The sequence below is a fragment of the Undibacterium sp. GW821-FHT11B02 genome (assembly GCF_058808955.1).
This window is the reverse complement of record NZ_JBXASD010000004.1, coordinates 309,758-331,749: the sequence shown is the minus strand read 5'-3', so window position 1 is coordinate 331,749 and position 21,992 is coordinate 309,758. Positions and strand designations below refer to the sequence as shown.

20 protein-coding genes are annotated in these 21,992 nt (G+C 51.4%); 8 read left to right on the top strand and 12 right to left on the bottom strand.

The window, feature by feature from the left end; genetic code table 11:
- Positions 1–80 precede the first annotated feature (80 nt).
- Positions 81–629: a peroxiredoxin gene (locus AC1RVX_RS10370; RefSeq protein WP_493216509.1), complete on the top strand. Its 549-nt coding sequence runs from the start codon at positions 81–83 to the stop codon at positions 627–629.
- A 72-nt stretch (positions 630–701) separates the two neighbouring features.
- On the top strand, positions 702–1,226 hold the full coding sequence (locus tag AC1RVX_RS10365) for a carboxymuconolactone decarboxylase family protein (protein WP_186950911.1): 525 nt from the start codon (positions 702–704) through the stop codon (positions 1,224–1,226).
- A gap of 395 nt (positions 1,227–1,621) precedes the next feature.
- Here the strand turns inward: AC1RVX_RS10365 and AC1RVX_RS10360 are convergent, their stop codons facing one another.
- From AC1RVX_RS10360 to AC1RVX_RS10335, 6 genes are all read right to left on the bottom strand, one after another.
- Positions 1,622–1,966: a hypothetical protein gene (locus AC1RVX_RS10360; protein ID WP_493216508.1), complete on the bottom strand. Its 345-nt coding sequence runs from the start codon at positions 1,964–1,966 to the stop codon at positions 1,622–1,624.
- Between the two features lie 18 nt (positions 1,967–1,984).
- A complete protein-coding gene (locus tag AC1RVX_RS10355) occupies positions 1,985–2,773 on the bottom strand; it encodes a prohibitin family protein (RefSeq protein WP_493216507.1) in 789 nt (262 codons plus the stop codon).
- A gap of 80 nt (positions 2,774–2,853) precedes the next feature.
- The gene (locus AC1RVX_RS10350) at positions 2,854–3,855 is read right to left on the bottom strand and encodes an isoaspartyl peptidase/L-asparaginase family protein (RefSeq protein WP_493216506.1); all 1,002 of its coding nucleotides are present in this window, start codon (positions 3,853–3,855) and stop codon (positions 2,854–2,856) included.
- Between the two features lie 15 nt (positions 3,856–3,870).
- Positions 3,871–4,815 carry a MurR/RpiR family transcriptional regulator gene (locus AC1RVX_RS10345; protein WP_493216505.1) on the bottom strand — a complete coding sequence of 315 codons (945 nt, stop codon included), beginning with the start codon at positions 4,813–4,815 and terminating at the stop codon, positions 3,871–3,873.
- Positions 4,816–5,213: 398 nt separating this feature from the next.
- Entirely contained in the window at positions 5,214–6,326 is a 1,113-nt protein-coding gene (mnmA, locus tag AC1RVX_RS10340; protein ID WP_493216504.1) for a tRNA 2-thiouridine(34) synthase MnmA, read from the bottom strand.
- Positions 6,326–6,814, bottom strand: a complete 489-nt coding sequence (locus AC1RVX_RS10335; RefSeq protein WP_493216503.1) for an NUDIX hydrolase — start codon at positions 6,812–6,814, stop codon at positions 6,326–6,328. Before AC1RVX_RS10335 ends, mnmA begins: the two co-directional genes overlap by 1 nt.
- A gap of 460 nt (positions 6,815–7,274) precedes the next feature.
- Here AC1RVX_RS10335 and AC1RVX_RS10330 point away from each other — a divergent pair, with 460 nt between their 5' ends.
- From AC1RVX_RS10330 to AC1RVX_RS10315, 4 genes are all read left to right on the top strand, one after another.
- Entirely contained in the window at positions 7,275–8,390 is a 1,116-nt protein-coding gene (locus AC1RVX_RS10330) for a Re/Si-specific NAD(P)(+) transhydrogenase subunit alpha (protein WP_493216502.1), read from the top strand.
- 66 nt (positions 8,391–8,456) lie between these two features.
- Positions 8,457–8,822 carry an aspartate 1-decarboxylase gene (gene panD, locus AC1RVX_RS10325; protein WP_493216501.1) on the top strand — a complete coding sequence of 122 codons (366 nt, stop codon included), beginning with the start codon at positions 8,457–8,459 and terminating at the stop codon, positions 8,820–8,822.
- 80 nt (positions 8,823–8,902) lie between these two features.
- Positions 8,903–9,214 (top strand): NAD(P) transhydrogenase subunit alpha part 2, encoded by a 312-nt coding sequence (locus AC1RVX_RS10320; RefSeq protein ID WP_493216500.1) that lies wholly within the window; start codon positions 8,903–8,905, stop codon positions 9,212–9,214.
- Positions 9,214–10,647, top strand: a complete 1,434-nt coding sequence (locus AC1RVX_RS10315) for an NAD(P)(+) transhydrogenase (Re/Si-specific) subunit beta (protein ID WP_493216499.1) — start codon at positions 9,214–9,216, stop codon at positions 10,645–10,647. Before AC1RVX_RS10320 ends, AC1RVX_RS10315 begins: the two co-directional genes overlap by 1 nt.
- 80 nt (positions 10,648–10,727) lie before the next feature.
- On the opposite strand, the gene AC1RVX_RS10310 is transcribed toward AC1RVX_RS10315, so the two are convergent.
- A complete protein-coding gene (locus tag AC1RVX_RS10310; RefSeq protein WP_493216498.1) occupies positions 10,728–12,896 on the bottom strand; it encodes a heavy metal translocating P-type ATPase in 2,169 nt (722 codons plus the stop codon).
- Between the two features lie 238 nt (positions 12,897–13,134).
- Here AC1RVX_RS10310 and cadR point away from each other — a divergent pair, with 238 nt between their 5' ends.
- Together cadR and AC1RVX_RS10300 are read left to right on the top strand one after the other, a co-directional pair.
- The gene (gene cadR, locus AC1RVX_RS10305) at positions 13,135–13,581 is read left to right on the top strand and encodes a Cd(II)/Pb(II)-responsive transcriptional regulator (protein WP_493216497.1); all 447 of its coding nucleotides are present in this window, start codon (positions 13,135–13,137) and stop codon (positions 13,579–13,581) included.
- 47 nt (positions 13,582–13,628) lie between these two features.
- Positions 13,629–14,681, top strand: coding sequence for a DMT family transporter (locus AC1RVX_RS10300; protein ID WP_493216496.1), 1,053 nt, complete (start codon positions 13,629–13,631; stop codon positions 14,679–14,681).
- A 99-nt stretch (positions 14,682–14,780) separates the two neighbouring features.
- Here AC1RVX_RS10300 and AC1RVX_RS10295 read toward each other — a convergent pair whose 3' ends face one another.
- From AC1RVX_RS10295 to AC1RVX_RS10275, 5 genes are all read right to left on the bottom strand, one after another.
- Entirely contained in the window at positions 14,781–17,918 is a 3,138-nt protein-coding gene (locus AC1RVX_RS10295; RefSeq protein ID WP_493216495.1) for an efflux RND transporter permease subunit, read from the bottom strand.
- Positions 17,915–19,453, bottom strand: coding sequence for an efflux RND transporter periplasmic adaptor subunit (locus tag AC1RVX_RS10290; RefSeq protein ID WP_493216494.1), 1,539 nt, complete (start codon positions 19,451–19,453; stop codon positions 17,915–17,917). Before AC1RVX_RS10290 ends, AC1RVX_RS10295 begins: the two co-directional genes overlap by 4 nt.
- Positions 19,450–20,766, bottom strand: a complete 1,317-nt coding sequence (locus tag AC1RVX_RS10285; protein WP_493216493.1) for a TolC family protein — start codon at positions 20,764–20,766, stop codon at positions 19,450–19,452. Before AC1RVX_RS10285 ends, AC1RVX_RS10290 begins: the two co-directional genes overlap by 4 nt.
- 72 nt (positions 20,767–20,838) lie before the next feature.
- Positions 20,839–21,252, bottom strand: coding sequence for a hypothetical protein (locus tag AC1RVX_RS10280; RefSeq protein WP_493216492.1), 414 nt, complete (start codon positions 21,250–21,252; stop codon positions 20,839–20,841).
- Between the two features lie 149 nt (positions 21,253–21,401).
- Positions 21,402–21,947, bottom strand: coding sequence for a TetR/AcrR family transcriptional regulator (locus tag AC1RVX_RS10275; protein WP_493216491.1), 546 nt, complete (start codon positions 21,945–21,947; stop codon positions 21,402–21,404).
- Positions 21,948–21,992: the final 45 nt, after the last annotated feature.

Sequence of the window (21,992 nt, the reverse complement as noted above, 5' to 3'; positions counted from 1 at the left end):
GGATATTTGAAATTCATAGTGATATGCTTCGATCCGTTGTGGATTTGTTGTCCACCTTTATGTCAAATCAGGAGAGTTTAATGAAAACCGTAGGTCAAAAACTTGACGCATTCAAAGTCCCAGCTGCTAAACCAGGCTTCAATCATCATGAAGAAAATGGCGTGTCTGCATTTGAGGACATCACAGAAGCTTCTTTTCCTGGCAAATGGAAAATCATTTATTTCTACCCAAAAGATTTCACATTCGTATGCCCAACTGAAATCGTTGAATTCGCCAAACTGGCCGATGACTTCACAGAACGCGATGCGGTTTTGATGGGTGGCTCTACAGATAACGAATTCTGCAAACTGGCATGGCGCCGGGAACACAAAGACCTGGACAAACTGAACCACTATGCGTTCGGTGATGCCACTGGTTCTTTGGTCGACATGCTGGGTGTACGTGATGTGAACGCTGGCGTTGCGCTGCGTGCGACTTTTATCGTTGATCCTGACAATGTCATCCAGCACGTTTCTGTGAACAACCTCAACGTTGGCCGTAACCCGACAGAAATCCTGCGTATTCTGGATGGTCTGCAAACAGACGAACTGTGCCCATGCAACCGCACAGTAGGCGGCGCAACTCTGTAATCGAGTTTAGCCCGGCTGTAAAATAAACCCGCTCCGGCGGGTTTTAAAACCACTTTTTGATAGGTAAATACTATGGAATTCTTGAATTTAATTAAAAGCCGTATCCCTGATTATGCCAAGGATATCCGTCTGAACATCGATGGCACGATTGCCCGCTCCAGCCTGGAAGGCAATGATGCCGTAGGTGTGGCACTGGCAGCGGCTTTTGCGGCAAAAAGCACCGTGATCATTGAAGCCATCAAATCCAGTGGTGCAATCACGCCAGAAGAAATCAATGCAGCGCTGACAGCAGCGGCTTTGATGGGCATGAACAATGTCTGGTATCCCTATGTTGAAATGGCAGATGATGCTGACCTGAAAACCCAGGCTGCCCAGTTACGCATGAATGCCTATGCGACCAATGGTGGTGTCGACAAACGTCGCTTTGAAATGTATGCCTTGTCTGCATCTATCATTGGTAAATGCCATTTCTGCGTGAAATCGCATTTTGAATTGTTGAAGAAAGAAGGCATGTCGGCGACGCAATTGCGTGATGTGGGGCGGATTGCGGCGGTGGTGAATGCGGCAGCGCAGGTTATTTCTGCTGAGACTGTATAAATACATGCTGCCTGTTAGCTGTGCAGAATGTTCTGCGCAGCCAGGTATTGCGGTTCTGTAGATCGAAATTCCCTCTCCTTCAAGGAGAGGGTGAAAATGGGTTTCTGCTGATAGACGGCAATCACATTTCGTCGCTCCAGCGTAGGCTGGAGCCCAGCGGCGTTCGTTGCATATTTTCGCCGTTAATTAAAACGATTATCCTTCGTGGACACAAGCCGGGTCTGGGCCCGGTGGCCGAGATACTTTCTTTTGCGGAGAAGAAAAGAAAAGTGAGTAGCTGTCGGGCTATCCCCGACCTGCAATCGTAACTCAACGAACGTAGTGAATAAAAAAGCTTCGCCAAAATATTTTGGAGCAATATGGCCTAAGCGGAGCGAATTACGCCAAGTTTCAAACTACCGCGACTTCCTCTTAAAAATACTCACCACAATCAACAACAACACCAGCGGTAACAAGAATGGTGAAAACACCATCAGGAACAGGCCACCTATCAGCACAGCTATTCCCACCAGTAAAAACGACACCCCGGCGATGACCAGTCCAGCCATGATCATGGCGAAGACTGCGGCGATGATAGCGACGGCGATGCCGGGCAGGGACATGCCGGAACTGGAGAAGATGTCGAAGTCTTCCAGGTCCCAGTCAATATTCAGGTCCATTGGCGTGTCGAGCATGTACCATACCAGCAGCAAGAGTATGCAAAACAGCGTGAAGCGGGCGGAAGATTTTTGTTCGGACATGGCTATACTCACGCGAAATTATTTACCGATGTTGATGAAAGGGATGGCACCACCGGTTGTGGTAGGCAGGTGTCCATCCCATTTCTCTATCGCTTTGGCCTGATTCTCGGTTTCACGCAGGCGCAACAATTCTGGCGTTACCTGCTGTCTTTGCAGGGCAAGTGCTTCGGCTTCAGCACGGGCGCGGGATACTTTTTGCTTGGCTTCCACGTCTATCCTTTGCAGATCGCGTTCGGCCTTCATTTTCAGCTGATCTGCGGTGGTTTTCGCTTCGATGGCTTCATTGAAGGTTTTGCTGAAATTGAAATTGACTATGGAAAATTCATCGACGATCAGGCCATGTCTTGCCATGCGTTCTTTGAGCGCGAGCACGATTTCATCGCGTACCTGCGAGCGGCGTGAGATCAGTTCTTCAGCCGTAAACCTGGCGGTGACGGCCTTTACTGCTTCTTGCACACTGGGGATGATGATACGTTCACCCGGTTCATTACCAAGATCACGATAGACCGACACCACAGCATCTGGCCTGACATGATAGTTGATGGCAATCTTGGTATGTACGGTTTGCAAGTCTTTCGATGCAGCATCACCGTCGCCTTCACCTTTCTGGATGGCGACCGATACCTTGTTCAGCTTTTGTGCAATTGGCCAGACAAAGTGGATACCTTCACTATAGACTTCGTCAGAGGGTTTGCCAAACGTGGTCAGCACGCCGCGATGACCAGCCGGGATGGTGGCAAATGGGTTCAAGATAAACAGGATGGCAATTACCAGCACTGCCAGGCCAATTCTAGGAAGATTTTGCATGATTGACGATTCCGTTAGGTGAAGACATCCGCAGTATAGGTGTACTTTGAATAACTGTTTCCGGTAATCGGAGGGAGAAACTACCGTTTCTGAAAATTGCTGTAAATGCCTATCAACGGCGCATCGCCGACGCGCATGCTGGCCCGGTACATGCCTTCAGTATTGAAGGGCATGACGATATTACCCTGCCTGTCTATGCCGATGACGCCGCCGCGACCTTGCACTTGCGGCAATTTTTCCATCACCACCTTGTGTGCGGCCTGTTCCAGGCTCAGGCCGGTATAGTCCATGAGTGCGGCAATATCGTGCAGCGCGAGGCTGCGCATGAAGGCTTCGCCAGTGCCAGTGGCAGACAGGGCCGCAGTGCGGTTGTTCGCGTAGCAGCCAGCACCCAGCATGGCCGTGTCGCCGACACGCCCTGGCAGTTTATTTGTCATGCCGCCGGTAGAGGTGGCGGCAGCCAGATTGCCATGCAAGTCCAGGGCGACGGCACCGACGGTACCGAACTTTTTATCAGGATCGAGTGGTGCTGTACCTGTTTTTGCTTCTGATGCTGCGACCAGTTTTTCTGCATCATGGTCCAGCAGGACACCTGTTTCATGCTGTGCGCGCAGCAATTGCACATAACGCTGTTCTGTATGGAAGTAAGCGGCATCCTCCGCTTGTGCGCCATGTTGAAGGACGAAGTCTTCCGCCCCCCGGCCTACCATCAACACATGGGGACTGTGTTCCATGACCATGCGTGCCGCACGCACTGGATTACGCAGGCGAGTAACACAGGCGACTGCACCAGCGCGAAGATCTTGGCCATCCATGATGGCGGCATCCATTTCTATCTGTCCGGCACTGGTGTATACCGAGCCTTTACCCGCATTGAAAAGAGGGCAGTCTTCCAGCAGGCTGACAGCCAGTGTCACTGCATCAAGTGCACTGCCACCATTAGCCAGCATACTGGCAGCGGCGACGACAACGTCATACAGTGCGGTCAGGTAATCCTGCTCCTGCCCTGCTGTCAGTGAGCTGCGCAGTATGGTACCAGCGCCACCATGAATGATGATGGCGGCGCTGGCTTTGGCATTCATTTTCAATACCCGGGTTTAAGCCGGGCGATCCACGTCTATGATTTTACTGGCAGCCGCTGCCTGGGATTTACGGCTGGCGTTGGGTTCCTGATACAACCAGGGCAACATGAACTTGGTCATTTCCGACGCCGCATGCACGGGTGCTTTGGCCTGATGGGCGACAGCGCTGCAAATAGCTTCGATCAGGCATAGTGCTGCGCCTTCGGAATTGGGTGAGAAATTGCGTCTGGTCTGCGCGTACAGCGTGACATTGGCCAGCGACGCCAGGGGGGAGCTGGGGGCGTCGGTCAGGGCCAGGATAGGCACCCCTTTTTCACGCAATTGTTGCAAAATGGTGACAACGTCTTCGGCATAGCGTGGAAAAGAAATGCCGATGACCAGATCGCGCTCGGTATATTTAAACAGTTGCCGGGCTACATTCGATGGCCCGCCGGAACCCAGCGTGGATTGCACCGTGTTGCAAAACGGGTCCAGGCCATGCGCCATCAGGCCAGCCAGAAAGGCGCTGGCACCATAACCGACAATATAAATTCTTTCCGCATTCAGTATCTGGCGCACAGCATGGTTGCACAAATCGGGTGCCAGGCCGCGGCGGGTGGCTTCCAGATTCGCCATATCTTCGTTCAGGGAACTGGAAATGATTTCCGTGCTGGTAGCAGGACGCTGAATTTCACTGCGCAGGTTGTCGATAGGGGCCAGCATCGCTTCAAAGCCATAAACCAGCTCTGCACGAAATTGCGGGTAACCTTCAAATCCCAGTGCTCTGGCGAAGCGATTCGCCGTTGCAACAGAGATACCCACTGCATTAGCCAGTTCGTCGATAGACATCGTGGCAGAGCGAAAAACATTCGACAGCACATAGTCTGCAGCTTTTCTATGTGCTTTTGACAAGCTCATATAAACCTTGCCTATGCGTGCGTTAACGGTACCACCTAGTGCTTGCGTATCAGGACGATTCATATCGACTAGCTTTTTTGGTGAAATAGAAATGTAAATATAATTTCATCGATTTAAATTGTAAAGAAATGAATCGTGTCAAATCGATGATTGTCTCTCTCCGTACATATTTTGGATAATTTGGTCTATTGAGTAGATTTGTCAGAGTAAACAAAATACATTAAATTTTGTTTTGAAATTAGCGTTGTTTGCACAAGCTATTGATTGTGTCAGGGGAAAGATTTTGACCGTCAGTCATTGGATGTGTTGTACATATACGCATATCAATCTTCGTGGGACGAACACTATTCTTCACGCTTTCTTCCCGATTGGGATGTAGACGCCAGTTTCTTTGGCCAGATAAATACTGGACTACATTCATCTGGCGCTGGCACATGGGACAATTTTTGTGTCAATTTTGATCAAGTCTCAGTGTGGATGCGTACTGCGGAATCGATAATACCACCACCCAGACAGATGTCCCCATTATACAGAACGGCAGACTGGCCCGGCGTGACGGCCCATTGCGCCTGCGGGAAGACCAGTTCAAAGCGCTGCTCATTTCCGTTGAATTCGCAGGCTATATCAGGCTGGCGATAACGTGTCTTGGCTGACAGGTCACCAGCCTGCGGTGCATGGCCCGCCACCCAGCTGACTTGTCCGGCTTCCAGCGACTCTGACAACAACCATGGATGATCGTGTCCTTGTACTGCATACAGCGTGTTGGCTGCCACATCCTTTTTTGCCACATACCAGGCATCACTACTGCCGTCGGCATTTTGATGGGATTTGATACCACCTATGCCTATGCCTTTTCTCTGACCAAGGGTATAAAAGCTCAGGCCGACATGCTGGCCTATGATTTCACCTTCCGGGGTTTTGATGTCACCAGGCTTGTAGGACAGGTAACGGTTCAGGAATTCGCGAAAAGGGCGTTCACCAATGAAGCAAATGCCAGTCGAATCTTTTTTCTTGGCGTTCGGCAGTTGCAGTTGTTCGGCGATCTTGCGTACTTCCGTCTTGTGAATTTCTCCCAAAGGGAACAGGGTATTGGCCAGTTGCTGCTGATTTAAACGATGCAGGAAGTAGCTTTGATCCTTGCTGGCGTCCATCGCTTTGAGCAACTGAAATTGGCCGTCCACTTCGCGCACGCGTGCATAGTGGCCGGTGGCGATGTAATCGGCACCCAGCTTCATGGCATGGTCAAGAAAAGCCTTGAACTTGATTTCGGCATTGCACAATACATCCGGGTTCGGTGTACGACCAGCCTGGTATTCACGCAGGAACTCGGCAAACACACGGTCCTTGTATTCGCTGGCAAAGTTGACGGCCTCGATATCGACACCGACCACGTCGGCGACGCTGACGGCATCAATCCAGTCTTCACGGGTTGAGCAATATTCAGAATCGTCATCGTCTTCCCAGTTCTTCATGAACAGGCCGATAACTTCATAGCCCTGTTCTTTCAGCAGCCAGGCGGATACCGAAGAATCCACACCACCAGACATGCCGATTACTACTTTTTTCTTGCTCATTATTGATGTTCCAAGTTTCCAAGTGCGCTTGGATGGGTAAATAACAGGGATAGTGGCGCACGCTTGCCCTGCAAATAATCATTGATGCATTGCATGACCAAAGGACTGCGATGTCTGTCCTGCGACGCCTGCAAGTCTGCATAGCTCATCCACACAGTACGCAGGATGCCGGTATCAAGTTCCCTGTCCTGTGCCGCACCCAGTTCACCACTGAAGGCAAAACGCAGGTAAGTGACAGCTTCGCCGGTTGTGGGAGAAATGAAACGCGACATGTAGGTGCCGATCAAGCCGGTAGGCGTGAAAGCATGTGCGGTTTCTTCCAGGGTTTCGCGTATGACAGCCTGTTCCAGCGATTCATCGGGGTCCAGATGGCCGGCAGGCTGGTTGATGCGGATACCGTCTGGTGTTTCTTCTTCAATCATGAAAAACTGTTGGTCGCGCTCAATAATTGCGGCTACAGTGACGGAGGGTTTCCAAATGGCAGACATAGCATTTTCCAGTAAGTCCGTCATTTTACTTTGCCGTCAGATTTTGTGTGGCAATCCAGCAAATTTGAAAGCGAATTAGCTAATGCGTAATTTATCTATGGTCCGGTTATGGAAGGAAAATTTCTCATTTTTCAATTTGCACCAAACTGATGCAACTTGAAGAAGTTACTTTAAGTAACTGTTTTTAATGGGGAAATAAATATTTTCTTTGAACTGAAGTAATGACGACATCCTGAAATTGAGGTTGGAAAAACCAAAAAATCAAGAAAAACGAACGGTTGTGCTAAAAAACATTTTGCGTGTAATATCGTTGTCGAATATTAAATGTAAGATTCGGGTAAGAATTGTATAAGTTGTCATACAACCCGGTCAGGCAAGATTAGTCCTGGGGCAGAGCTTGCCCCTGGCCTCATCAGCACGGAATTTATTCACCGAATTTAATCACATCAGGGAGCAATCTATGAAAATCGGCATTCCCGCCGAGTCACGGCCGGGGGAGACGCGTGTTGCGGCAACCCCAGAAACCATCAAGAAATATATCGCCGCTAAACACCAGGTGATCGTACAGTCGGGTGCTGGTGTGGCTTCCAGCATTACTGACGAAGCTTATCAGGCAGTGGGCGCTGAAATCGGTACGGCAGCCGATGCTTTTGGTGCCGAACTGATCTTGAAAGTGCGTGCACCGGATGCAACAGAACGAAGCCTGATGAAATCAGGTGCAGTGCTGGTCGGCATGCTTAATCCTTTTGATGCAGACAATATTGCGGCAATGGCCACACACGGCCTGTCCGCATTCGCACTCGAAGCTGCACCGCGCATTACCCGTGCACAGTCACTCGATGTCTTGTCTTCGCAAGCCAATATTGCCGGTTACAAAGCCGTCATGCTGGCAGCCAATACCTATCAACGCTTCATGCCTATGTTGATGACTGCGGCGGGCACGGTCAAAGCAGCACGTGTGTTGATCATGGGTGTCGGTGTGGCTGGCTTGCAGGCCATCGCCACTGCCAAGCGTTTAGGAGCCGTCATCGAAGCATCTGACGTACGTCCACCAGTCAAGGAACAGGTCGAGTCACTGGGCGCGAAATTTATCGATGTGCCGTATGAAACCGATGAAGAGCGTGAGATCGCCAAAGGGGTAGGCGGTTATGCCCGTCCCATGCCAGCTGCATGGATGGCCCGGCAGGCAGCGCTGGTGCATGAACGTGCCAAGCAGGCTGACATTATCATCACTACCGCATTGATCCCTGGCCGCAAGGCACCGGTATTGATCTCGGAAGATACGGTCAAGGCCATGAAACCAGGTTCAGTCATCGTCGATATGGCGGTAGAGCAGGGTGGTAATTGCCCCTTGTCTGAACTGAACAAAACGGTCACCAAGTACGGTGTACACATCATTGGTGAGCCTAATCTGGCAACGCTGGTGGCGGCTGATGCATCGGCCTTGTATGCACGCAATGTGCTGGACTTCCTCAAACTCATCATCGACAAGGATGCTGCACTGGCTATCAACCGTGAAGATGAAATCATCGCTGCTACTCTGGTTTGCTCAGCAGGCGAAGTATTAAAGAAATAGAGTAAAAGTTTTAAGGTTTAAGATTTAAGGTTTAAGATTTTTTCAGTATCAGAAAGTAGAAAGACCATGCAAAGAAATATGCTCCGCGCCAAAATTCATCGCGCAACTGTGACCCAGTGTGACCTGCACTATGAAGGATCGTGCGGGATAGATGAAGATTTGCTCGACGCTGCCAACATCATCGAAAACGAGCAGATAGAGCTGTATAACGTCAACAATGGTGAGCGCTTTTCCACTTATGCCATCAGAGGCAAACGTGGTAGCGGTGAAATCTCACTGAATGGCGCTGCTGCCCGTCGCGTGCAACTCGGTGATTTGATGATTATTTGTACCTATGCGCCGATGACAGAAGAAGAGGCAAAAGCGTACCAGCCCAATGTCGTTTTTGTGAATGGCAAGAATCAGATCACCAGTATCAAAGAGTATAAGTGACGCGACCAAAAGCGACTTTAAAAAAGTAGCTTGATGTCATAGCGATTTGCATGTCTCAATCCAATTAAAGAGAGGACATTATGGAAGTTAGTCATACCCTTACCAACCTCATCATCTTCGTACTGGCAATTTATGTCGGTTACCATGTGGTGTGGACAGTAACACCGGCCCTGCACACGCCTTTGATGGCGGTGACCAATGCCATTTCCGCCATCATCATCGTCGGCGCCATGTTGGCTGCCGGCCTGACGGAAGGCGCGTTGGCCCAGGTCATGGGCACCCTTGCCGTGGCACTGGCGGCAGTGAACGTATTCGGCGGTTTTCTGGTCACCCAGAGGATGCTGGAAATGTTCAAGAAGAAAGAGCCTAAAGCACCGAAGGAGGACAAATAATGAGCATGAATCTGGTAACGATGCTCTATTTGATTGCATCCGTCTGCTTCATCCAGGCCCTCAAGGGTTTGTCCCATCCATCGACGGCACGCCGTGGTAACAGCTTCGGCATGATAGGCATGGCAATCGCCGTAGCGACCACCATTGCCCTGATCGTCAAGCTGAAAAACGAAAGCGCTGGTGCAGGTCTGGGTTATGGCCTGGTGATTATCGGCGTGGTCGTTGGCGGTGGCATTGGTGCCACCCTCGCCAAGCGTGTAGAGATGACCAAGATGCCGGAACTGGTTGCAGCGATGCACTCACTGATTGGTCTGGCAGCGGTGTGTATTGCCGTCGCCGTCGTGTCTGAACCATGGGTATTCAATATCGTGGCAAGAGACCAGCCAATTCCTTTCGGTAATCGTTTGGAATTGTTTATCGGTACTTTTGTCGGCGCGATTACTTTCTCTGGTTCTGTCATTGCTTTTGGTAAATTGTCGGGCAAATACAAGTTCCGCCTGTTCCAGGGGGCACCGGTCAGTTTTGCAGGTCAGCATCAGTTGAACCTGATACTGGCGATTGCCATGCTGGCTTTTGGTATTGCCTTCTGCGTGACACAAAGCTGGGCACCGTTCGTCGTCATGGCAGCGATTGCCTTTGTATTGGGTGTGCTGATCATCATCCCTATCGGTGGTGCTGATATGCCGGTGGTGGTGTCCATGTTGAACAGCTATTCTGGCTGGGCTGCAGCGGGTATCGGCTTTTCGCTGAATAACTCCATGCTGATCATTGCCGGTTCGCTGGTGGGTTCTTCTGGTGCGATTCTGTCTTACATCATGTGCAAGGCCATGAACCGCTCTTTCTTCAACGTGATACTGGGTGGTTTTGGTGGCGAAGCAGCTACTGCTGCTACGGGTGATCAGGCTCAGCGTACTGTCAAATCCGGCTCTGCTGATGACGTCGCGTTCCTGCTCGGTAACGCCGAGACTGTCATCATTGTTCCTGGTTATGGTCTGGCGGTAGCACGTGCCCAGCATGCCTTGAAAGAGTTGACAGAAAAACTGACGCACAAAGGCATCACGGTCAAGTATGCGATTCATCCTGTGGCGGGGCGCATGCCTGGTCACATGAATGTCTTGCTGGCAGAAGCCGAAGTACCATACGACCAGGTATTTGAAATGGAAGACATCAACAGCGAGTTTGGTCAGGCTGACGTGGTATTGGTGTTGGGTGCGAATGACGTGGTGAACCCTGCGGCAAAAGACCCGAAATCACCGATTGCAGGCATGCCTATTCTGGAAGCCTACAAGGCCAAGACCGTCATCGTCAACAAGCGCTCCATGGCTTCTGGCTATGCAGGTCTGGACAATGAATTGTTCTACATGGATAAAACCATGATGGTCTTTGGTGATGCCAAGAAAGTCATTGAAGACATGGTGAAGGCAGTTGAGTAAGCGATATTGCCGGTAGATTCAATTGATTAAAAAAGCCCAAAAGCATTCATTTGCTTTTGGGCTTTTTTATGTTGATGGTCTTATTTGACTCCGCGTACCAGACGAAGCCCATTAAAGATTACCAGCAGGCTTGCCCCCATATCTGCAAACACAGCCATCCACAGGGTGGCAATGCCCATGACAGCCATGATCAGGAACACCAGCTTGATACCCAGTGCCAGCGCAATATTTTGCTTCAGGATAGCTGCAGTACGCTGACTTAAACGGATGAATTGCGGGATCTTGCGCAAGTCATCGTCCATCAGGGCAACATCAGCTGTTTCCAAAGCGGTATCAGTGCCGGCGGCACCCATGGCGAAGCCTATGCTGGATTTGGCCAATGCCGGGGCATCATTGATACCATCACCAACCATACCGACCGTGCCGTAGCTTGTCAGTTCATCGTTGATGGCAGTCAGTTTGTCTTCCGGCAGCAGATTGCCACGGGCATCGTCAATCCCTACACTTTTTGCAATGGCTTTCGCGGTCAGTTCATTGTCACCGGTCAGCATCACAGTACGGATACCCAGTGCATGCAATTCTGCAATCGCCTGGCGGCTGCTTTCTCTTACGGTGTCTGCGACACCGATGATGGCGAGTGGCCTGTATTCGTCGGCGATGATCACGGCGGTTTTGCCGTCAGCTTCCATGGCATACAGTACGGCCTCGGTAGTTGCGCTGCAAATTTTAAGTTCTTCTATCAGGCGGTGATTGCCCAGGTAATACCATTTACCGGCAATCTGGCCCTTGACGCCACGTCCTGCAATGGCTTCAAAGTCGCTGACTTCAAATACTGAAGTGTCATTTTCCTGTGCTGTCCAATGTGCTGTCACTGCACCTGATACAGGGTGATCGGAACGACCTGCCAGGCTGGCTGCCAGTTGTAGCACAGTGTCTGGTTCACCGGTCAGCAACTTGATGTCCGTGACAATAGGTTTGCCCTGGGTGATGGTGCCGGTTTTGTCCAATGCCAGTGATTTCAGCTTGCGACCTTCTTCCAGATAAATACCGCCCTTGATCAGGATACCCGCCTTTGCCGCCGCTGCCAGACCACTGACCACCGTCACCGGGGTGGAAACAACCAGCGCACACGGGCAGGCAATCACAAGCAAGACCAAAGCCTTGTAAACCCAGACCATCCACGGCAAGCCCAGCAGCAGCGGTGGGATGAGCATGACGCCCAGCGCCAGCACAAATACGATGGGTGTATACACTTTGGCAAAGCTGTCGACAAAACGCTGTGTCGGTGCCCGGCTGCCCTGCGCCTCTTCAACCGCATGGATGATACGTGACAGAGTGGAGTCTGTTTGTGCTGCGGTTACACGGTATTCGAAAGAACCGGTTTCATTGATGGTACCGGCAAATACCTTGTCACCAATGCTTTTGGCAACAGGCATGCTTTCACCTGTGATAGGGGCCTGGTTGACAGAAGACTGTCCCTTGCTTATTTCTCCGTCCATGGGGATACGTTCGCCGGGAGCGACACGGACAGTTGCGCCAACGACTATTGATTTGGCTTCCAGGGTTTGCCAGCTTCCATCTACTTGCAAGACACTGGCTTTTTCCGGCGTCATCGCCATCAGGCCACGTATGGCATTGCGGGCGCGGTCCAGCGACATGGCTTCTATTGCCTCTGACAGGCTGAACAACACCATGACCATCGCGGCTTCGGGCCATTGACCGATGATAACTGCACCAGTGACGGCGATGGTCATCAAGGCATTGATGTTCAGATTGAAGTTCTTTAGCGCGATCCAGCCTTTTTTATACGTGCTGGTACCACTGACAAGAATGGCGAAGACGGACAGCAGAATGACGGGAGCGGCTATTTTGGGGTTACCGATATAGGTATAAGCTTCCGCAAGAATTGCTGCCATGGCACCTGCACCCAGCAACCACCATTTTCTGGATGGGTTGGTTGGCGGTATCGCCGTCGCGTCTTGACTGTTTTGACCATCTTCACTTAACAACACCGCCTGCATGCTGATGGAAGTCAGGGCAGCTTGAATTGCCTCCTGCGTTTCCAAGGTATGGCTGACCGTCAATTTGCGCTGCATCAGATTGAAATTAAGCCTGACGATACCTGGCATGCCTGACAACTTGTTACGGATCAGGCCCTCTTCAGTCGGGCAATCCATGTTCTCTATCGAGTACATGACGGTGGAAGTACCTGCAGGCAGGTCGGCAGCATTCAAATTTGGTGCTGCCATTGCATTTTCTGCATCTTCAGTCACTTTGACATCCCCATGATCACAACACGCATGGTCGTGCTGATGAGCGTGCTGATGGGCATGCGCGTGCGGGTGTACATGAGGGGGCGAATGAGAATGTGAATATTTATGTTGTTGGTTCGCCATGCTTGCTCCGGAAAAGAGGTATAGTGAGCATTAGACACCCTGTAGCAGGTATAGAGTCAAGCACTGACATTAAAATTATAGAGGTCGTGTAATGGAATTGAAAATAGGTGAACTGGCAAAGCGTTCCGGATGCCTGGTGGAAACCATACGTTACTATGAAAAAGAGGGCTTGCTGCCCCAGGCCAGCCGTTCCCAGGGCAATTTCCGCCTGTACGGTGAAGTGCATGCAGAACGCCTGCAATTCATACGACACTGCCGTTCACTGGACATGACCCTGGATGAAATACGCCAATTGTTGCAATTCCGTGATGTGCCGGAAGACAATTGTTCCGAGGTCAATGCCTTGCTGGACAAGCATATTGGTCATGTTGCCCATCGTATCAAAGAGTTGAAGGGGTTGGAGCTGCAACTAAAGTCCTTGCGCAATTTGTGCAAAACTACGCAGGCAACAAAAGACTGCGGTATTTTGCAGAACCTGGGGACTGCGGAAGGACATCCGGTACGCAACCTTGGCAGCCACGGTAGTGGCTGTCATTGATGACGCGCTGGTCTGGCTATTTAAAAAAATTATAGAAAGCTCATTTGATGCACAAAGGTGTTATTTACGCGTTGCTGGCAGCTATCCTGTTCGGCATTAGCACCCCATTCGCCAAAACCATGGTGGCGGATATCGCCCCTGTCATGCTGGCAGGTGTCTTGTACCTGGGGAGCGGCCTGGGTTTGCTGCTGATTTTTATTCTGCGTGCTGCTATGTCTCGTAACAGTCAGGATAAATTAGTGCCGCTCACACGGCCAGATCTACCCTGGCTTGCAGGTGCCGTACTCACTGGCGGTATCGCCGGGCCAGTGTTGCTGATGGCTGGTTTGACTTTGACGCCAGCCTCGACAACTTCCCTGTTACTGAATATGGAAGGGGTATTGACGGCATTGCTGGCCTGGTTCGTTTTCAAGGAAAATTTTGACCGGCGCATTTTTCTGGGCATGTTGTTGATTGTGGTGGCAGGTGTGCTTTTATCCTGGGAGCAGGTACCGGTATTGGGCGTACCCTGGGGCGCGCTGGCAATTACTGCTGCCTGCCTGTGCTGGGCAATTGACAATAACCTGACCCGCAAGGTGGCGGCCAGTGATGCCTTGCAAATTGCCGGCATCAAAGGGCTGGTTGCCGGTACCGTCAACCTGAGCATAGCCTTGTTCCTCGGCTACCAGCCACCCCATATCAACACCTTGCTGTCGGTTGGTCTGATCGGGTTTGCTGGCTATGGTCTCAGCCTGGTCATGTTTGTACTGGCACTGCGGCATCTGGGGGCTGCACGTACTGGTGCCTATTTTTCGTCAGCACCCTTTGTAGGCACAGTCGTATCGCTACTCCTGCTAAGCGAACATCCAGGCAGCATGTTCTGGCAGGCGGCGGTTTTGATGTTGGCAGGTATCTGGTTGCACCTGACTGAAAACCATGAACATGAACACACCCATGAACCCTTGTTGCATGCACACGAGCATACGCATGACACGCATCACCAGCATGAACATGATGCCGACTGGGATGGCACAGAACCACATGTACATCAACACCAGCATCACCCGGTAAGGCATAAACATCCACATTATCCTGATATGCATCATCAGCATTCTCATTGAAGGGCAAGGTCCTGTCTTTGCACACATCAGAAGAAAACAAGAATCCATACGGTACAGTGCTTGGTCCGTTCATGCTTCAAGAAGCATGAAGTTTTTCTCTCATTTTTTGATATCGCCTGCTAGTCGGCGTCGCAGTAGTAAATACACTGCTGGCACCACAAACATCGACAGCAAAGGTGCCGTAATCATGCCGCCCACCATGGGGGCGGCGATCCTTTGCATGACTTCCGATCCGCTGCCATGGCCAAACATGACAGGCACGAGGCCCGCGATGATGACGGCAACCGTCATGGCTTTAGGACGCACACGCAATACGGCACCTTCGCGTATTGCTTCCAACAGGTCTGTTTCACTGTTCTTGCCCAATTTTAATTTGTCGTCCCATGCATGCTTCAGATACAAAAGCATGATCACGCCGAATTCAGCCGATACACCAGCTAAAGCGATGAAGCCGACCCCACTGGCGACAGAAAGATTATGCCCGAGTGCCCATAGCAACCAGATTCCGCCAGCCAAAGCAAATGGCAGGGTCGCCATAATCAGTACTGCTTCGTCTACACGCTTGAAGGTCATGTACAGCAATACAAAGATGATCAGCAAGGTCGCGGGAACAACGATTTTCAGCTTTGCTGCCGCACGTTCCAGGTATTCAAACTGACCGGACCAGGCAATCGAATAGCCGGCTGGCAATTTCACTTCCCTGGCAACGATTTCTTGCATGTCATGGACTGCTGAACTAAGGTCGCGATCACGAATATCGACATATACCCAACCCGACAAGCGTGCGTTCTCGCTCTTTAACATGGGCGGTCCGTCGTTGATACGAATGTCAGCAACATCACTCAGGCGGATTTGTGCGCCACGTTCGGTCAGTACCGGTAACTGGCGCAACTTCTCTACCGAATCACGCACCTCTCGTGGATAGCGCACATTGATGGGAAAGCGTTGCAGACCTTCGATCGTTTCACCAATATTGTCACCGCCAATGGCGGCGGATACGATGCTTTGCACATCTGCAATGTTGAGGCCGTAACGTGCTGCGGCATCGCGGTTGATATCAATATCGATGTAGCGCCCACCGTTCAGTCTTTCAGCCAGGACGGATGAAACGCCGGGTACGTTTTTGATGGCACGTTCAATATCGCTGGTAATCCTGTCTATTTCTTTGAGGTTTGTTCCTGCCACTTTAACACCCACCGGACTCTTGATACCCGTCGCCAACATGTCTATACGGTTCCTGATCGGTGGCACCCATATATTGGATAAACCGGGAACTTTGACAATGCGGTCCAGCTCTTCCACCAGCTTATCGGTAGTCATGCCGGGACGCCATTGGTCCTTGGGCTTGAATTGAATGGTGGTCTCGAACATTTCCAAAGGGGCAGGGTCAGTCGCGGTTTCGGCGCGGCCAGCTTTGCCGAATACGCTTTTTACTTCCGGTACAGTCTTGATCAGGCGATCTGTCTGCTGAAGTAATTCTGCGACCTTGCCCGCACCTGCACCCGGCAGTGCGGAAGGCATGTATAGCAGGTCACCTTCATCAAGGGGCGGCATGAACTCCCCCCCCAGACGCGCCAGGGGCCAGACGGTAACGATTGCTATCAGTGCAGCGAGCACCAGGGTCAGTTTGGGAAACCTAAGTACCACGTTAAGCAAGGGACGATACAAAGCAATCAGCAGGCGATTCAAGGGGTTCTTATGTTCATCAGGAATCTTTCCACGTATAAGATAACCCATTAATACGGGAATCAATGTGACTGCCAAACATGCGGCGGCTGCCATGGCATAGGTTTTGGTGAAAGCCAGTGGCGAAAATAGCCGCCCTTCCTGCGCTTCCAGCGTGAAGACTGGAATAAAGGACAGGACAATAATCAGCAAAGAGAAGAACAGGGCTGGCCCCACTTCGGCAGCAGCATCGCCGATCACCCGCCAATGCGCTTCACCCTGTAGCTTTTCATTTGGGTGGGCATGATTCCATGCTTCCATGTGCTTGTGTGCGTTCTCTATCATGACCACGGCTGCATCAACCATGGCACCAACAGCAATTGCGATACCTCCAAGCGACATGATATTGGCGTTTACTCCCTGGTAATACATGATGATAAAGGCAATCAAGATGCCAATTGGCAAAGTGACGATAGCAACCAGGGCCGAGCGAAAATGGAATAAGAAGACAGCGCATACAATGGCCACCACAATGAATTCTTCAATCAATTTCTCTTCCAGGTTTTTTACAGCGCGATTGATGAGACTGGAGCGGTCATAGGTAGTGACGACTTCCACACCTGGAGGCAGGCTGGCTTTCAGTTTTTCCAGTTTGACTTTCACAGCATTGATGGTTTCAAGGGCATTTTTTCCAGATCGCATGATGATGACACCACCAGCCACTTCGCCTTCACCGTTCAGGTCGGCAATGCCGCGCCGCATTTCTGGCCCGACCTGGATGCGTGCCACATCACCCAGGCGCACGGATACACCGGCATCTGTCGTCATCAAAGGTATCTTGCGAAAATCATCCAGCGACTTCAGATAACCAGAGGCACGCACCATATATTCGGCTTCACCCAGCTCGAGTACTGATCCGCCGGTTTCCTGGTTGGCCTTTTGTACCGCTTCAATGATTTTGCCATGGGGTATGTTGTAGGCACGCATCTTGTCCGGGTCAAGCTGAATCTGATATTGGCGCACCATACCGCCTATGCTGGCCACCTCGGACACATTCGGGACAGATTTTAATTCGTACTTCAGGAACCAGTCCTGGAATGCCCTTAACTGTGACAAATCCATCTTGCCACTGCGATCCACCAGTGCATATTCATATACCCAGCCGACACCGGTGGCATCAGGGCCAAGTGAGGCTTTGGCTTGTGGCGGCAAGCGCGACTGCACCTGATTCAGGTATTCCAGCACACGTGAACGCGCCCAGTAAAGATCAGTGCCATCTTCAAACAACACATACACAAAGGAATCACCAAAGAAAGAATAGCCGCGTACCGTCTTGGCACCGGGCACCGACAGCATGGTGGTCGTCAATGGATAGGTGATTTGATTTTCGACAATTTGCGGTGCCTGACCCGGATAACTGGTGCGGATAATTACTTGCACATCGGATAAGTCAGGAATTGCATCCAACGGCGTGCGGGACAATGACCAGATACCCCATGCGGTGATAACAAGGGTAGCCAGCAAGACCAGAAAGCGATTGGCAATCGACCAGCGTATCAGTTTGGCGATCATTTCTGCGCTCCTGCCGTTGGCGAAACGGAGACAATCTGGTAGCTACCATCCTGTGCCTGGCGTATTTCAAAAATCACCGTATCACCGACTTTTATATTGCGCGGCAAACCGCTGGCGGGCAGCTTGAAGCCCATCGTCATCGCGTCCCATCCCAGACTGGCGATAGGGCCGTGCGATAGCGTGATTTCATCCTTATTTATTTTTTCAACTTTGCCGCTACCATGATGTATCGTGCCATTCGCTTTGCTCATCTCTGTTGCATTCGCTGCTGGTGTGCCGCCCATGCGGGTTGTGGTTCCTTTTAAGCTGGCCTCGGAATCGATCAGGAATTGACCGGAAACGACCACCTTTTGCCCTGCTTCCAAACCCTTGCGAATTTCCGTCTGGCCACTTGCTTCTGCGCCGATTTCAACATCGACAGGCATGAATTTGCCCTCGCCCTGGGCCAGCATCACCACATGGCGCGTTCCGGTTGCAATCACTGCTTCAGTCGGTACCAGCAAGACATCTTTGTGTAATCCAGAATTAAAGTTCAGTGTGGCAAACATGCCGGGCACCAACGCGCCATTGGGGTTCGCCAGCTCTATGCGTGCCTTCAAGGTGCGGGTGGTGGTATCGACTTGCGGCAGGATGGCGCTGACCTTGCCCTGGAAGGACACGCCAGGTAAAGAGGGTGTGCGTGCTTCCACACTATTGCCAGGACGTACCTGAGCAGCCAGGTTCTCCGGTATATCGGCATTGACCCAGATCGTGGCAAGACCATTGATACGAAATAATGAGGCACCTGTAATCACCGTCATGCCTTCGCGCGCCGTCAACTCTGAGACTACCCCGCTGACTGGTGCAGTAATGGTGATACGTGGGCGCACTTTGCCACTGTTGGCTACTTGACGAATCTGCTCATCATTCATTCCGGCAAGCCGCATACGCTGCTGGGCGGCTTCTTGCAAATCTGCGATGCCTGCAGCTTGCATGTGTCGAGCCGTCAGGTATTCTTCCTGTGCTGCGACCCAATCCGGAACATACAGTTCTGCCAGCGGCTGTCCCTTCCTGACTGTATCCAGGGGGGCGCGTACATAGAGTTTTTCGACGAAGCCGTTGCTGCGCGCCTGTACCAGGGCGACATCGCGTTCGTTATAAGCAACGGTTCCGACAGTGCTCACAGGGGAAACCAGATTAGCTTTGCTGACCTCGGCGATGCGGATACCCAGATTCTGTTGTACGCGCGGGCTGATGTTGACACTGCCCTGATCTGCGCTATTGGCATCATCGACACTATCAGCGTACACCGGTACCAGTTGCATATCCATGAAGGGTGATTTACCCGGTTTGTCAAATTTTTGACCCGGGGCCATTGGGTCATGCCAGTACAAAACCCTCCTGTCGTTGCCACTGTTTTTCGTCGTTGCAGCATTGTTTGTTGCATTGGAAGCGGCTTGTGTTCCCTGCCTGAGACCGAATTGATATAAGCCATAACCGCTGATGACAAAAGCGCTGGTGACGGCAAGCGCAATGATGATGTTTTTGTTTTTCATGGCATATCCTTGTTCATGGTGTCGACAGGAATCAGGAAATTCAGTTGTGCCCACAGACGGGCAGCGTCGGCTTGTAATTGCAGCGTTTGCAACTGGGTGTCGAGTTCATTGCGGCGGGCTGCCAATACATCATTGAGACTGGACTTGCCACCCCGATAGGCAGCCATCACCGCCTGACTACGTTCCCTTGCCAACGGGATTAGTTCATGCTCGTAGCGGGTGACACGTTCGCGGTTGCTTTGCCATTCGTCTATCATGATTTGGGTTTCGGCAATATGGGCTCTCAACATTTCGTCACGTTCAGCTCTGGATTGTTCCAGCATGGCCAGTTTGGACGACAGCTCCCGGTCTTGCCGGTTCTTTTGGTCCCATTGGAAAGGCAGGGACAGGCCGATGGATACCATATTCGAATAGGCAGGTCCGCGCTGCTGGAATGCCACTTCTACGGTCCAGTCAGATTTTTTATTGGCTGCAGCCAGCCTGGCATCGGTCTCTGCAATTTCTGTCTGCCTGTTCAGTACGGCAATCTGGGGATGATGCGCCAGTGAAGTCTCCAGCGACATTCTGTCTAATTCGATATTGTCGACATTAGGTTTTCCGGATAGTGGGGTATCGGATGTATCACCAGTCCAGCGAGCTAATGTGGTTGTGGCATTTTTTAGTTTCTTTTTAAATTCGCTGGCGCGATCATCAGCCATGGCGAGTGCAGCGCGTGCTGCAAACACATCTGCCTGACTGCTGCGGCCTGCGCGATACGCAGCTTCGGTAGCTTCGATTTCCAGTTTTGCCTGTTGTATCTGTTCCGTCACCACAGCCAACATTTGCTCAGAAAAATAGCGATCCAGCCAGGCGACTGCTGTCTCGCGCTGGATGGTTGCGATGGTTGTGGTCTTTTCTGCGAGTGCTTTGTCAGCGCTGCGATCGTAGCGTTCGGCGCGTAGCTGCCGTTTGTCTGCCCGGGTGATTTCCTGCATGATGCCAACGCGGCGCATGGTCATGAAATCACTGGTCAGGCTGCCACGGTCAGCACCACTGACTGGCAGATTATCGACGCCGACCTTCAGTACCGGGTCAGGCAGCTGGCCAGCGGCGATCGCCATTTCGCGCGCAGCAGTGACCGCCAGATCTTGCGCATTCAGTTGTCGGGACCGTGTCACAGCCAGCTGTTGTGCTTGCCCCAGCGTCAGAGGAAGATCAAGCGCCAGAGCAGTAAATGGAGATAAAAATGGAGATAAAGCCAGTATGCCTGCAAGTGCGACAATACGAACAGGATGTGGCCGCCCACGATGTGGGGTGACGAAAGAAAATAACATGGAAACTCCAGACAGCAATAGATAACAAGACACACTGATAAGCGTGCCGGTCAGAACGGGCTATCTGGAAATTTAAATACGGAAACAGCAGTTGCGTATGGCAATCGGAGGTGCTGTCGTATGGCTCAACAAGCGGGAGAAAGTCGCTGTTTGCGGCATGGTCGCCGTGAAATCAGCGACCTCTACCACCAATACCATGCCTGCAGGTGTAAATGCCTGCACGTCAGGCATTGATGGCTTGTCGAGCGATTGTTTGCTCCATTCGTTCTGGGCATGGGCATGGCAAAGACCAGGCTGTTCCTTGTCCATTCCTTCACAACCGGGCATCGATTCAATGTCTGCGGATAAGGATGTCCGGGCACTGTCCTGACCACCTTCCATCGTCATACCCGGGCAGGCGTACGAAGCCAGGGCAAGCTGCATGAACAGCATGCTGAACAGTGCAACAAACACTGCCGCCAAGCGGGATGGATGGGATAATTTCATGGGTAGAACGGTAATTTCACTGAACGTATCATAGGGAGTAAGGATTTTGGCGTCAAGTCAAGTCGGCATTCACTTGAGTTATGTCATGGTTACACGGCAAAACCTTACAAATCACCCCGTCTATTTGCTTGCACAGTGGTCAAGCCCGATTATTGTCGTGCAATGTGTTCCAGTATAAATTGCTTCAGCTCACTCATTGTCGGTGCTTCGGGCGCATCTACCCACCAGGCCATTAAATCAACTATCCCGCCTGCGATGTAGCGCGCCTGCATGTGGCGCTGGATTTCAGCAACATTCTGTTTTGCCAGATCATGTTCTATTAATTGAAATACCATTTCCCGGAATCGACGTTCAACGCCATAGCCGCTACGACGGCCTATGACGTTTCTGAATACCCGTCGATTTTCCTCCATGTGTGCCAGCAAGCCAGGCAAGAAAGCAAAGCCCTGGACTGGAGTGTGCATGTTGGCATGGGTAGTCAATGCATCCCGTAAATCATTCAGGCTTTCTGAAAGCAGGGCGTCTTTACTTTCAAAGTGCAGATAAAACGTGGAACGTCCGACATTCGCGCGTTCGCAAATTTGCTGGATGCTGAGGTCGTCCCATCCACATTCAGTCAGCAAACTGAGCAACGCTTCGCGCAGAGCCAGTCTGGTTTTTAGTATCCGGCGATCAGTTACTGTCTGTACGGGCATGGTGCGACTTCCTGAACAATAAGGGCGGAAACGTCTGTAAATGGG

Coding starts and splice junctions, on each gene's coding strand:
- AC1RVX_RS10370 (WP_493216509.1), top strand. CDS start 81: ATGAAAACCGTAGGTCAAAAACTTGACGCATTCAAAGTCCCAGCTGCT.
- AC1RVX_RS10365 (WP_186950911.1), top strand. CDS start 702: ATGGAATTCTTGAATTTAATTAAAAGCCGTATCCCTGATTATGCCAAG.
- AC1RVX_RS10360 (WP_493216508.1), bottom strand. CDS start 1,966: ATGTCCGAACAAAAATCTTCCGCCCGCTTCACGCTGTTTTGCATACTC.
- AC1RVX_RS10355 (WP_493216507.1), bottom strand. CDS start 2,773: ATGCAAAATCTTCCTAGAATTGGCCTGGCAGTGCTGGTAATTGCCATC.
- AC1RVX_RS10350 (WP_493216506.1), bottom strand. CDS start 3,855: ATGAATGCCAAAGCCAGCGCCGCCATCATCATTCATGGTGGCGCTGGT.
- AC1RVX_RS10345 (WP_493216505.1), bottom strand. CDS start 4,815: ATGAATCGTCCTGATACGCAAGCACTAGGTGGTACCGTTAACGCACGC.
- mnmA (WP_493216504.1), bottom strand. CDS start 6,326: ATGAGCAAGAAAAAAGTAGTAATCGGCATGTCTGGTGGTGTGGATTCT.
- AC1RVX_RS10335 (WP_493216503.1), bottom strand. CDS start 6,814: ATGTCTGCCATTTGGAAACCCTCCGTCACTGTAGCCGCAATTATTGAG.
- AC1RVX_RS10330 (WP_493216502.1), top strand. CDS start 7,275: ATGAAAATCGGCATTCCCGCCGAGTCACGGCCGGGGGAGACGCGTGTT.
- panD (WP_493216501.1), top strand. CDS start 8,457: ATGCAAAGAAATATGCTCCGCGCCAAAATTCATCGCGCAACTGTGACC.
- AC1RVX_RS10320 (WP_493216500.1), top strand. CDS start 8,903: ATGGAAGTTAGTCATACCCTTACCAACCTCATCATCTTCGTACTGGCA.
- AC1RVX_RS10315 (WP_493216499.1), top strand. CDS start 9,214: ATGAGCATGAATCTGGTAACGATGCTCTATTTGATTGCATCCGTCTGC.
- AC1RVX_RS10310 (WP_493216498.1), bottom strand. CDS start 12,896: ATGGCAGCACCAAATTTGAATGCTGCCGACCTGCCTGCAGGTACTTCC.
- cadR (WP_493216497.1), top strand. CDS start 13,135: ATGGAATTGAAAATAGGTGAACTGGCAAAGCGTTCCGGATGCCTGGTG.
- AC1RVX_RS10300 (WP_493216496.1), top strand. CDS start 13,629: ATGCACAAAGGTGTTATTTACGCGTTGCTGGCAGCTATCCTGTTCGGC.
- AC1RVX_RS10295 (WP_493216495.1), bottom strand. CDS start 17,918: ATGATCGCCAAACTGATACGCTGGTCGATTGCCAATCGCTTTCTGGTC.
- AC1RVX_RS10290 (WP_493216494.1), bottom strand. CDS start 19,453: ATGAAAAACAAAAACATCATCATTGCGCTTGCCGTCACCAGCGCTTTT.
- AC1RVX_RS10285 (WP_493216493.1), bottom strand. CDS start 20,766: ATGTTATTTTCTTTCGTCACCCCACATCGTGGGCGGCCACATCCTGTT.
- AC1RVX_RS10280 (WP_493216492.1), bottom strand. CDS start 21,252: ATGAAATTATCCCATCCATCCCGCTTGGCGGCAGTGTTTGTTGCACTG.
- AC1RVX_RS10275 (WP_493216491.1), bottom strand. CDS start 21,947: ATGCCCGTACAGACAGTAACTGATCGCCGGATACTAAAAACCAGACTG.